The organism is Natronospira sp. (assembly GCF_007134575.1).
GTDB lineage: Bacteria > Pseudomonadota > Gammaproteobacteria > Natronospirales > Natronospiraceae > Natronospira > Natronospira elongata.
Genome location: NZ_SLKM01000203.1, coordinates 1 through 11,696 on the forward strand (window position 1 = coordinate 1; position 11,696 = coordinate 11,696).

The following is an 11,696-nucleotide window of genomic DNA, read 5'->3' on the forward strand; positions in this document are numbered from 1 at the left end:
GAGCCTTGGTAAACGACTGGGGATCGACTGAATAGCCAGCATTGAATCGGCGCGACCGACAGGCGTTAGGCCTGCGGTCGCGCCAGCCCTGAAATCTCTGAATCGAAGGAAATGCACCATGGGACTGCTAGTTGAGGGCAAATGGGTTGATCAATGGTATGACACCGAAAAGCACGGTGGCCGCTTTGTGCGGGAATCGGCCCAGTTTCGCAACTGGATCACCGCAGATGGCAGCGCCGGCCCAAACGGTGAAGGCGGTTTCGAGGCGGAGCCCGGCCGTTACCACATCTATTTCTCCTATGCCTGCCCCTGGGCCCACCGGACCCTGATATTCCGCAAGCTCAAGCGGCTAGAAGAGGTGATCAGCGTATCGCCGGTGGATCCGGACATGCTGGAGAATGGCTGGGAATTCGGCGACCAGGCCGATGGCACGGCAGACCCGCTGTTCGGTTCGAACTTCCTCCACCAGGTCTACACCCGTGCCGATGCCCATTACACCGGCCGGGTCACCGTCCCCGTGATCTGGGACCGCAAGCGCGAAACCATCGTCAGCAACGAGTCAGCGGATATCATCCGCATGCTCAACAGCGAATTTCAGGCCTTCACCGACGTCGACACGGATTACTACCCGAAGGAACTGCGTGAGGACATCGATAGCATCAATGAAATGGTCTATCACCAGGTTAACAACGGGGTCTATCGCTGCGGCTTCGCCACCAGCCAGGCGGCCTATGAAGAGGCCTTCGAAGCGCTGTTTCAGGCCCTGGACGAGCTGGAGCAGCGGCTGTCCCGGCAACGCTATCTGGTGGGCGATACGCTCACCGAAGCCGACTGGCGGCTGTTTACCACCCTGTTGCGCTTCGACCCGGTCTATGTGGGCCATTTCAAGACCAATCTCCGCCGGATCGCGGATTATCCCAATCTGCTCAACTACACCCGTGAGCTCTACCAGGTCCCCGGGGTGGCGGAGACGGTCAACCTGCGCCACATCAAGCGCCACTACTACTACAGCCACGGCAACATCAACCCGACCCGGATTGTCCCGCGGGGCCCGGTACTCAATCTCGACGACCCTCACGACCGGGATCGCTTTTCCAACTGAGGGCGACGCTTGCGACCACGGGTTCCGATCGTCTAGGCTTGGGCTGAACTCGGCGCCGGGGCAGAAGCCCGGCGCCATCCACCCATTTGCCTTTTGAGGTCTAGCCCGGATGGATATTCCATCAATCAAGTCCGCCTACAGGCGCTATGCCCGCTACTATGACCGGGTTTTCGGGCCGGTTTTCGCCCCGGGCAGGGATATGGCCATCAAGCGCCTTGATCCCCAGAGCGGCAAGCGGATCCTTGAGGTTGGCGTGGGCACGGGCCTGTCCCTGCCCCACTACCAGCCGGATACCCGGGTGGTGGGTATCGATATCAGCACGGACATGCTGGACATTGCCCGCCGCCGCGTTGACGAGCAATCACTTGACCACGTGGAAGCGCTGCTGGAGATGGACGCGGAGCAGCTCAGCTTCGAAGACGACAGCTTTGATGCTGTCATTGCCATGTACGTGGCCTCGGTGGTACCCAATCCGGATCGCCTGATGTCAGAGATGGCGCGGGTCTGCAAGCCGGGCGGCGACCTGATGGTGATCAACCATTTCGCCTCCAGCAATCCTCTCCTGCGAGGCCTGGAATGGTGCCTGACGCCCCTGTCCCGGGTTCTCGGCTTCCGACCGAGCATGGACCTCTCGGAGCTGCCCCGGCCGGCGGGCTACGAAGAACTGGGCATCCATCGCGCCAATTTCCTTGGCTACTGGAAACTGGTTCACTACCGCAGCCAGGCGGAAAAGCCACGGCCCGAAGACGAATCTCCGATCACCGAAGGTGAGCGCCGGGAGAACAACACTTCCCTGGGCGACATTGCCTGAAAACAGGGCCGGCTCCGGGCGGAGCCGGCCGTTTTTCGGAATTGCAGGCGCAGACACTCAGCGCAGTTGCCCCTCCCCGCCTTCAACAAGTTCATCGGTCACAGGCGTGTCCCCACCCGAGGACTCCGGCAAGACAGAGACCGGGCGAGTCCTGACGGGACCGACAGACTCTCCCTGATGCCGGGGAGCCGCCTGCAGCCCAGCCGGCTCGGCAGCCACATCCTCCACGCGGTAGGCACCCAGCCCATTGTTGGTCGCAAGCACGAAGACATCGATACTGCCATTGCCGTTGCGCCGGATGCTGATATCACCGGTGGCATTGGGATTGTCATGGTGGGCCAGTGAGGGGCTGACCCCCAGGGTGCCGGCTGTCGACGGATCGGTCTGCGGAATCCGCACGATGCGGGCATTCTCGTTCGAGGTGCCAAACTGGTAGACCGCCGCCCAGAGGTCATTGCCATCCCGCCCCAGGACGCGAACGCCACTGGAGTCCCTGGCCACCACGGCGCCCGGCACCGTCCCCAGGAGACTGCCGTCACCTTCGTAGAGGCGCAGGTGCTCGCCCGCCGCGTTCCACAGGAAACGCCCATTGGCCAGCGGCGCAACGCCGGCAGCGGCACCGCTCGCCCCATCGGAGAGGTGAATGGCCTGGGGCCACTGATTGAAGCCATCGCCGTTCTGGTGCCAACGGTAGATCACCGGGGCGTTGCTGGCAGGGGCCCAGATCGTGGCCGTACCGGCGGCCATGGAGCCGGTGACCGTGATCCGGTCGCCGACGCGATGGGGCGCAGTGCCGGAGAAATTGACCACTGTCAGCGGAACCGCCGAATCATCCGGCCAGTAATAGACCCGAAAGGCATCGCCGCTCATATCCACCGTCAGGTTGGCCGCGAACAGCCCGCCATCATCGTCGGCATCAATGTCATTGAGTACCAGCGTGCCGCCGGCAATGCCATCGGTGAGCAGACTGGCGCCACCGCCATCCACGCCTGCGCCATCCGCGCTCTGATGGATCATGACATGGGGCCCCCAGGTCTCGGAGTGACGGCTGACCACATAGAGTCGGTCCCCTGCGACGGCGAGTCCCCGCTGGCGATTGTCGCCGAAATACCAGGGGTTGGCGTTCTTTGCGGCCGCCCGATGCCAGAGAACGTCGTAGTCCGGCTCCGGCTCGCCACTGTCGCCGTCCAGAATTTGCTGCACACGAGGTCGGAGGGTGTCGAACAGGCGGGCGTAGAGGCTATCCCCGGGGCAGGCCGTGGCGCCATAGTCTCGGTGCCCGCGAATCAGGGAAGTGCTGATCCCGTGCTGGGCGGCCTTCCAGGCAAGCAGCTGTGCCCCAGTCTCAACCGCCGCCGCACTAGGATTCACACTGGTATAGGTGCCGATATAGGCAAGGCCCATGGTGTAACTGTTGTGTCCGGCCACATGGGCGCCCACCACATCGGTATTGCCGTCAGGGCGGTGTGCCCGGCCCTGGAACAGGGTACCGTCGGGGGCGACCAGCCAGTTATAGCCAATGTCCGACCAGCCCAGGGAGTTGACGTGGTAATTGTAAAAACTGCGAACCACCGCGGCCCAGTCATTGGAGCTGTTGGCGGAGACCGTGTGATGCACCACAAGCTGGCTGACGTTGGCGAGCGGATGCCAGGCGGTATTGGATAGATTGCCCCAGCTACTACGCGGCACATAACCCGGCTGCGCGCTCTGGGGCAGCAAACGCCCCTCGTCAGCCAGGGGCTTGCTTGCCAGGGATTCGGTGGTCTCGCCCGGGCTGATGAAATGCAGGGAGAGACGCGCAAGCCGTGGCCGATTCCCCAGAAAATCAGCGGACAGGCTGACCCGGTACTGAAGGTAGCGAGTCTCGGGATCGAAGAAGGCCAGCTCACCGGGCATGACCTGGTCACCCAGGTCCACTTTCAGCCTCTGCGCCAGACCGGGCCCGGTGTCCGGGCCGTGACCGTGATCACTGGCTTCCTGCCACTCGCCCCAGCGTTCTCCATCCAAAGAGGCCCGCAGCTCGACGACGACCCCGGCATGGGCCGGACGATGGCCGTGGATGACCGGGGCAACGGCAATGAAGGGCCTTGGATCGGTCAGCGGGACGCTGATTGCTTCACTGAGCAGTACCGCGCTACCACTGTCCTTGCCGGGCCGGACACCGTCAACATCCATGTCGAGCTGCATCCAGCCACCATCCTCGGCGAGGCTGAAACCGCGATGACTGCGAAAATCCACTTCCTCAAGCGCTGTATCGGCGCCGGGAAAGCTACTGGAGGCAACACTCCCCTGGGCCCATACGAGACTGGAAGCGAGCGACAACAGGCTCGCGGCGACTAAAGAACTGGGCAACATTCTCGGCATGATTTCCCCCATGGCTGGCGTTCAGGAGATTCCACTGTGCCGAGTCTGTCGGGGTAGGTTCTGTGAACCGAGTCACATATTTGGGAAAAAAAGAAAACCCGGCCTGGGCCGGGTTTTCGTCAAGGCACTGAAATGTACCTTTCGGCTTACCAGTTTTCCGCGTCGGCGGTGCGTTGCTGGTTACCACTGTCCATGTCGCCAGCAGTCTGGTTGCCCTGGACATTGTGGTAAGCCCAGCGATAGTAACCACGGGCATTGGCGGAAACCGGCTCGTCCACCAGACGCAACTGGGGAATATGCTCCTTGAGGTATTTCTCCAGTACCTGGCCACCGCCACCGGTAAGCAGGACGTGGTCATAACCGGCCACCTGCCAGAGAGAGCGGATTTCCACCAGCAGCTTGGTGGCCACTTCACCAAACACCTGATCTCTCAGGCCGGTGATGTCCACTTCGCGACCGGACACATTGATACTGCCATTGATCACCGCCTCGTCCAGCGTGTGGGTTTCACACTCCAGGCCATACTGGGTCGCCAGGGCCGAGGAAATGCCATCGTAGCCCACGGAAATCCCGATGGGGACGGTGCGGGTGAAGGCCGGCGCATAATCGCCGTCGATAATGGTGGACAGGTCACTGGTACGGAAGCCGATATCGATGATACCCACACGGCCCTTCATCAGCGGGGAATCCGTCTGAATTCGAGCCTGCTCGTCCAGAACCTCGGACCAGAAGGTCCCCACCGGCTGCGGGACCACTTCGATGTTGTCCAGGCGGACATTGCAATCGAAGCGGTTGCCGCCAATCTCGCGCACGATTTGATGATCGCCCCGCATGAGGTTCACCAGTTCGTGCGCCATGTGCATCCGCCCTGGCGGCAGGCCGGTAACCACATAGAAAGTGTTCATGGGATCGGTGCAGTACAGGCTGAGGGCACCGAGGAAGAGGATCTTGATGTCATTGCCTTCGGTTCGCGTGGCGGACAGGCCACGGTGCGCAATCCGGGAATGACGGATGGCCAGATCGCCGAGGAAATAGGACTTCCCGCCGACGGTCACGCGCAGGTCTTCCGTCACCCGCGGCTTGCGAAAGCCGAGGGACATGGGCGTGCCGGAACCGCCCTCGCCCACCACGGACGGGAAGGAATGACTGTCACGGCCGTCAAAGACTTTGACGAAACCGTAACCAAGGTCGAGACCGATGCATCGTTCCACTGCGTAACCCCCTTGGCTCGCTAAGTTGGGTGACTGGTTGCCCCGGCTGGGGGCGTCAGAGTTCCTGAGTAGTTGTAGCAGGTAGGGGACCTGCGATCAATCCATTCCCGCCCAGACTTGCCGGAGAATCCCGAGGATTGAGCAAACACTGCCCACCCCTCTCGGAAAAGTGACCATAATCCAGAAAAAATCGGGGCCTGCCAGGAACCTGGCAGGCCCGAGAGGCTGTTTTCTAGATCAAGGACTCGGCCGCGGTGATGGAGCGCAGACGATCATCCCCGAATTCATGAGGGTCGACGGCATTCTGAATGCCCCAACTGACCCCGCCACGATCCTCTGCGGCCAGATTGACCAGGGGCCGGCGGCGATAAGGATTGCCACGCGGATCTTCCAGCATCATCAACACGGGCTTGAGCCGGTTGCTGCGGTTCTGGGTCACCACCATGCCCCTCGCACCGTTGCTCAGGCTGACCACCGTGCCGATGGGGTAGACGCCCATGCAACGAATGAAGCGCTCAATGCGCTCATTACCGAACTGCTCCGCGCACTCCTTGCGCAGTTTGGCCAATGCCTTGTGCGGCGACAGCGGCGGCGAATTCGGCCAGTCGCCGGTCATGGCGTCGTAGACGTCCACCAGCCCCACCATCAGGGCCAGCGGATCTATGCGCTCGCCCACCAGACGATCTGGATAGCCGCTGCCATCGAGACGCTCGTGGTGCTGGCGTACGATCCGCAATACGGCATCCGGCACCCCACCGGACTGCATCAGCAGGCGATACCCCTGCTCCGGATGGGCACGCATGATAGCCATCTCGTCGTCATCAAGCGGACCGTCCTTATGAATGATGCTGCGAGCGACACGGACCTTGCCGATATCATGCAGCAATCCACCCATGCCCACGGCCTCGATGTCATCGCGGCCCAGGCCTTCGTGGCGCGCGAAGATCATGCTGATGACAGCGGTATTGATGCTATGGAGCGCGGTGTGCTCATCCTTGTCCCGCAACTGGATCAGCCAGAGGGAGGCCGCCGGATTGCTGAGGATCGTATCCAGCAACTCGGTCACGACTGTTCTCACGCCCTGGATACTGACGTGCTTGCCCATGCGGGCATCATCCATGAGCACTTCCAGGTACTGACTGGTCTTCTGGCGAATATCCAGGGCCCGGGCCAATTCCCGCTTGATGGACTTGAAGCGGTGCTCGGCGGGCGCCTCTTCGCTGAGCACTGAGCCACCCCGGCCACGGTCGAGGACAGCGGCTCGCTGAATTTTCGACTGCAGGTCCGGCCGCGAACGCTCAATGTCCACATAGACGAACTGGCAGCTCTCGCGTAGCTGGGCGAGTTCACGCCGGGATTCCACGGTAAACCCCTGGAACAGGAAGGGAGATTCCAGCCAGGGTCGATCCAGCTCGGCTACGTACATGCCGGTGGAAACATCGGTAACTTTCAGTTTGCACTTCATTAATCCGGTCCTCCGGATGCGGCGAAGTACCGCTCAGGCGGCACCATCCAGGTCAATCGGGCCTGCCCATCCATCCCCTCACGATATGGATTTAGGCTTAGACCGGCCCGCAGTCCCCCCCGGATGCGTCGCCCCGCCTGTTGCAGGCGTGGCAGGCAAGTCAGAGTATATCACCCGCCCAGGGCCTTAATGCCCTTGACAGGTCATGATCAAGGTATCGGCTGCATGACCGGTTAACTTGAGCTGACAAAAGGCACAAGGACACGCTCCTGGCGTTGTCCGAACAGGGCCTTGCAGCGGGCAACCCTCAAATTTTCGGGCTATTTTACCCAAACCCTGAAATGCAGCAACCGCAAATTGCCGACGCGCCCTGCTAGACTGAAGCGAGACGGGCCTTCGCCCACAGAACAAAACTGACAAATCGGGGAATAACATGTCACTGGATGATCGGTTCCCGGTCAGCGGCAACTTCTGGATTGACCTGCTCGTTCTCGTCGTTGCCGCCATCGGGCTGCTGTATCTGGCGCGCAGCACGGCGCATGAAATCCTGCTGGGGCTGACCCGGGCCCTGACCAGCACCTTGCGGGTCGCCCACCGAGCCATGGCGGTCTGGGGGACGCAGTTACGCCGGGGCGGTCAGAGTGCCCTGTATCAGTTGGTGGGTGAACACCAGCGCCGACTCACCAGCCGGGAGCTGGAGCAGTTGCGAAACCATGTTCACGGCGCCCTGAAGGAAGCGCCGGCCCTCAAGGAGGCCATCGAAGGCAACATTGCTCAATTGGAGCGGGATTACGAGGCGGGCCCCGCCCTGCCGGAACCTCCCGCCGCCTGGGGAGAGCTGGTAGAAAAGATCACCGCGGTTCAGGACAAGGCCGACTCCAGCCTCCGGGATACGCTGGATGCCTTGCGAGTGAGCGTGGAGAAAAGTTGCCAGCAACTTACCGGCCAGCATGATCGGCATTCCCGTCAGGCCCAACACCACCTGGGCAGGCTCCAGCCGGTCTGGCAGCAGGCCCGAGACAGTCTGGAAGGCCTGGAGAAGCGCCTGGCCAATCTTGATGAACGACTGGTAGCCACAAACCGCCGCATCCGACGCTTCGAGACCCTCCAGGCTCAGCGAAACACCCAGACCAGTCGATTCAGGGCCTGGCTGGCACTGAACCTGGGCATCAGCGGTTTTCTGCTTCTGGTGGGCGCAATGATCACACTGGTCAACTATCACCTGCTGGCAACACCGCTACAGGAAGCGTTCGGGACACAGGCGAACATCGGCCCCTTCCAGGCGGCTCCTTTCACGGCCATTGCCGTAACCGCTGCCCAGATGGGTCTCGCCTTGCTGATCTCCGATACCGCGCGAATCACGCGCCTGCTGCTGCCGATCAGCCGCATGTCGGCCCTGTCCCGTCGCGTACTCCTGGGCATAGCAAGCGTTGCCCTGATCCTGCTGGCATTGACCGAAGCCGGGCTGGCTTTTACCCGCGACACTATTGCCCTGGAGTCCGAATGGCTACGCCGTGAACTGGAACAGGGGATCGCGACCGGCAGCCCGGACCTTCGCATTGTCCCGGCCATGGCTCAGATGGTGATGGGCTTCATCCTTCCCTTCGCCTTTATTGCCCTGGTCCCGGCCCTGGAGTCCTTCTTTCAGACCGCTCGGGTCGCCCTGCTGCTTTCCGCCGCCTTCCTGATTGGCACCCTGGCCACGCTGACACGGCTACTGGCCCGGTTGATCTCCAGTGCCGGCCACCTGCTGGTTTATATCTACGATCTGATCATCGTCGTCCCGCTCAGCCTGGAGCGCCGCTTTCGCCGCCGGGAACCCGGCCTGGGGGGAGGCGAGGAGGTATGAAGACCCGCCTTTCATTGCTGCTACTGGCGGGGCTGGTCCTGTGCGCTTGCGCTCCGGCCAGTGAGGAGGAAGTAATAACCCGCGCGCTGGCCGTGGACCATGAGAGCCTGCCCAGCCATAGGCATGCCGACCGGCTCGACGCCCTCCAGCGTCGCTTCCTGCTGGACCAGAATCCCGGCGATCAGTTGCTGATTGCACCATGGGACACCGAGGAGTCTGACGTACCTTACCTGATCACGCGGCTATCCGACCGCCCTCTCACCGCGACACGGGAGCTGCGTCTCCTGCATGACAAAGTTAGGAGCGCTGACGCCCGCAGCAACTCGGAGCTGGGCTATCTGCTTTCCAGTCTGGCTGGGAAGCTGGCCCCGCCGACCGGGACACGTTGCCTGTATCTGGCCATGTCACCATCGAACGCCGGTCCACCACCAGCCATTGAGGATGAGCCGGGTCGGGGACGCCATGGCGCCGGCTGGCGTGCTCACCTGCTGATTCCAGACCCTGAATCGGACCCGCTTGAACAACGCAATCGCTGGATCCGCCACCTGCATGAGCTGGGGGCGAGTCGCATCCAGGTCCACACTCTGGACCACCCCCTGGAACAATTGCCGCCCTGCCGTTGAAGCAAAAAAAAGAGCACCGACACTGTCGGTGCTCTTTATAGTGGCGTCCCCACGGGGATTCGAACCCCGGTCGCCGCCGTGAAAGGGCGGTGTCCTAGGCCTCTAGACGATGGGGACGCAGAAACTTTTCAGATCTGCTGGCCTAGCTTGTTTGGTGGAGCCAGGCGGGATCGAACCGCCGACCTCCTGCATGCCATGCAGGCGCTCTCCCAGCTGAGCTATGGCCCCTTGTTTCTTGCTGGAGCGCCCCGCCGCGACGTGCGCTCAACCAACGAGGCGCGCATTTTGCAGGAGCGCCTCGCGCCTGTCAAGCACTCTCGGCAGATTCCTTTCTGCTCTGTATGTAAGCCAGTGCCCGATCAATGCGTTCCACTGTCTTTTCCCGACCGAGCAGCGCAAGCGTCTGGTCGATGGGGGGCGATACCGGCCCGCCAGAAACTGCGACTCGAATGGGTTGCGCCACCTTGCCAAGCTTGAGCTCCTGCTCCTCGGCCACGGCATTGACCACGGCATGGATCTTCTCCGCCTGCCAGTCCTCCAATGACGAAAGGGCCGCCTTTACAGCCTCAAGCGGCGCTTCGGCGACCGGACGCAGATTCTTCTTCGCTGCCTTTTCATCGAATTCATCAAAATCCCGGAAGAAAAACAGACTGTTGTCGGCCATTTCCACCAGGGTCTTGGCACGCTCCTGCTGCGAGACCACGATGGGTTCCAGGGATGGCCCCGCGGACAGATCACAGCCACGGGCCTCAAGCAGCGGCGCCAGGGCCTTGGCGACGTCTCCCGGCTCGCTTTCCTTGATGTAATGCTGGTTGAGCCAAAGCAGCTTTTCCGGGCTGAAGGTAGAGGCCGAGCGATTGACTTCATCGATATCGAACAGCTCGACCATCTCTTCCCGGCTGAAGACTTCCTGGTCTCCGTGAGACCAGCCCAGGCGGACCAGATAATTGATCAGGGCGTCGGGCAGATAGCCCTCCTCCCGGTACTGGAGCACGCTCACCGCCCCGTGGCGCTTGGACAGCCGGGCCCCATCGGAGCCGAGAATCATGGGCACATGGGCATAAACCGGTGGTTCGCCGCCCAGAGCCCGGATCATGTTGATCTGCCGCGGGGTGTTATTGAGATGGTCATCACCACGAATGACATGGGTAATCTGCATATCCATGTCGTCCACCACCACGGTGAAGTTGTAGGTCGGCGTGCCATCGGAGCGGGCAATGATCAGATCATCCAGCTCACTGTTGTTGAAGCTCACATGACCGCGAACCCGGTCATCGAAGACCACCGCCCCATCCTGGGGATTACGAAAACGGATCACCGGCTCCACCCCTTCACGGGCGTCACTCCGGTCACGGCAGCGGCCGTCGTAACGTGGCTTTTCCTTGCGCGCCCGCTGAGCCTCCCGCATCTCATCCAGTTCCTCACGGGTGCAATAGCAGCGGTAGGCCTTGCCCTCATCAAGCAGCTTCTGAATCAGCTCCCGATAACGATCAAAGCGTTGTGTCTGGTAGAAGGGGCCCTCATCGTAATCAAGCCCCATCCACTCCATGCCATCGAGAATGGCCTGCACGGACTCGGGTGTGGAACGCTCGCGATCCGTGTCCTCAATCCGGAGCACGAACTTGCCCTGATGCTTGCGGGCGTAGAGCCAGCAGAACAGCGCCGTGCGGGCGCCACCGATGTGCAGATAGCCGGTGGGGCTGGGCGCAAAGCGGGTCCGAATCGTCATGCCATTCCTCCAGCGGAAAAAGCGTCCATTTTAGCAGACCGGCGACCGGGAAAGGCAGCTTGAACTCGGCGGCCGTACCCCCCATTGTGTAGTGACGGGTGATCGAGTCGGCCTTGCCGCCACCGCCCGCCTACCCACAGTGAGAGAAGGAGGCTTCATGCAACTGCCCCTCGAGGTTCATTTCAACAATATGGACCATTCCGATGCCCTGGAGGAACGCACCAGGGAACTGGCGGAAAAACTGGAAGGTGTGTGCCCCCAATTGCAGTCCTGCCGCGTGTTCATTGAGGCCGCCCATTACACCAAGGGGGCCGGGAACCTCTATGAGGTGCGCATCGACATGCGCGTACCGGGCCAGGAGGTCGTGGTCCATCACACTCAGGATGAGGCCGACAAGAAGTCCGAGGATGCCCACCAGGCCCTGTCCCGGACCTTCAAGACGGCTGAAAAGCGGCTGCGCGCCGCCATCGACAAGCGCAAGGACCTGAAAAAGGGCCGTGGCGACAAGCCCGGCAAGGCCCAGGCGGATGAAGTCCACGACC

At 61.8% G+C, this 11,696-nt stretch carries 9 protein-coding genes and 2 tRNA genes; 5 read left to right on the forward strand and 6 right to left on the reverse strand.

The features are described 5' to 3' along the window. The first annotated feature begins 118 nt into the window (after positions 1-118). The gene (locus tag ACJWXQ_RS08020; RefSeq protein WP_346051209.1) at positions 119-1,102 is read left to right on the forward strand and encodes a glutathione S-transferase family protein; all 984 of its coding nucleotides are present in this window, start codon (positions 119-121) and stop codon (positions 1,100-1,102) included. A 109-nt stretch (positions 1,103-1,211) separates the two neighbouring features. Beyond that, complete coding sequence (locus ACJWXQ_RS08025; protein WP_346051210.1) at positions 1,212-1,913, forward strand: methyltransferase domain-containing protein; 702 nt, start codon at positions 1,212-1,214, stop codon at positions 1,911-1,913. Positions 1,914-1,970: 57 nt separating this feature from the next. Here ACJWXQ_RS08025 and ACJWXQ_RS08030 read toward each other — a convergent pair whose 3' ends face one another. From ACJWXQ_RS08030 to ACJWXQ_RS08040, 3 genes are all read right to left on the reverse strand, one after another. Beyond that, positions 1,971-4,277 (reverse strand): N-acetylmuramoyl-L-alanine amidase, encoded by a 2,307-nt coding sequence (locus tag ACJWXQ_RS08030; protein ID WP_346051211.1) that lies wholly within the window; start codon positions 4,275-4,277, stop codon positions 1,971-1,973. Positions 4,278-4,423: 146 nt separating this feature from the next. Further along, positions 4,424-5,488, reverse strand: coding sequence for a ParM/StbA family protein (locus ACJWXQ_RS08035; RefSeq protein ID WP_346051212.1), 1,065 nt, complete (start codon positions 5,486-5,488; stop codon positions 4,424-4,426). A gap of 232 nt (positions 5,489-5,720) precedes the next feature. Then, the gene (locus ACJWXQ_RS08040) at positions 5,721-6,953 is read right to left on the reverse strand and encodes an HD-GYP domain-containing protein (protein WP_346051213.1); all 1,233 of its coding nucleotides are present in this window, start codon (positions 6,951-6,953) and stop codon (positions 5,721-5,723) included. 433 nt (positions 6,954-7,386) lie between these two features. On the opposite strand from ACJWXQ_RS08040, the gene ACJWXQ_RS08045 reads away from it, so the two are divergent. Further along, positions 7,387-8,802 (forward strand): hypothetical protein, encoded by a 1,416-nt coding sequence (locus tag ACJWXQ_RS08045; RefSeq protein WP_406672546.1) that lies wholly within the window; start codon positions 7,387-7,389, stop codon positions 8,800-8,802. Beyond that, positions 8,799-9,425: a hypothetical protein gene (locus ACJWXQ_RS08050; protein ID WP_346051215.1), complete on the forward strand. Its 627-nt coding sequence runs from the start codon at positions 8,799-8,801 to the stop codon at positions 9,423-9,425. Before ACJWXQ_RS08045 ends, ACJWXQ_RS08050 begins: the two co-directional genes overlap by 4 nt. Positions 9,426-9,466: 41 nt before the next feature. Here the strand turns inward: ACJWXQ_RS08050 and ACJWXQ_RS08055 are convergent. The 3 genes from ACJWXQ_RS08055 to gltX form a co-directional block, all read right to left on the reverse strand. Then, positions 9,467-9,542, reverse strand: a tRNA-Glu gene (locus ACJWXQ_RS08055). A 35-nt stretch (positions 9,543-9,577) separates the two neighbouring features. Further along, positions 9,578-9,653, reverse strand: a tRNA-Ala gene (locus tag ACJWXQ_RS08060). A gap of 79 nt (positions 9,654-9,732) precedes the next feature. After that, positions 9,733-11,154 carry a glutamate--tRNA ligase gene (gltX, locus tag ACJWXQ_RS08065; RefSeq protein ID WP_406672547.1) on the reverse strand — a complete coding sequence of 474 codons (1,422 nt, stop codon included), beginning with the start codon at positions 11,152-11,154 and terminating at the stop codon, positions 9,733-9,735. A 157-nt stretch (positions 11,155-11,311) separates the two neighbouring features. Between gltX and ACJWXQ_RS08070 the strand changes: the two genes are divergently transcribed. Beyond that, a partial coding sequence (locus ACJWXQ_RS08070) for an HPF/RaiA family ribosome-associated protein (RefSeq protein ID WP_406672548.1) occupies positions 11,312-11,696 on the forward strand: 385 nt, incomplete at its 3' end.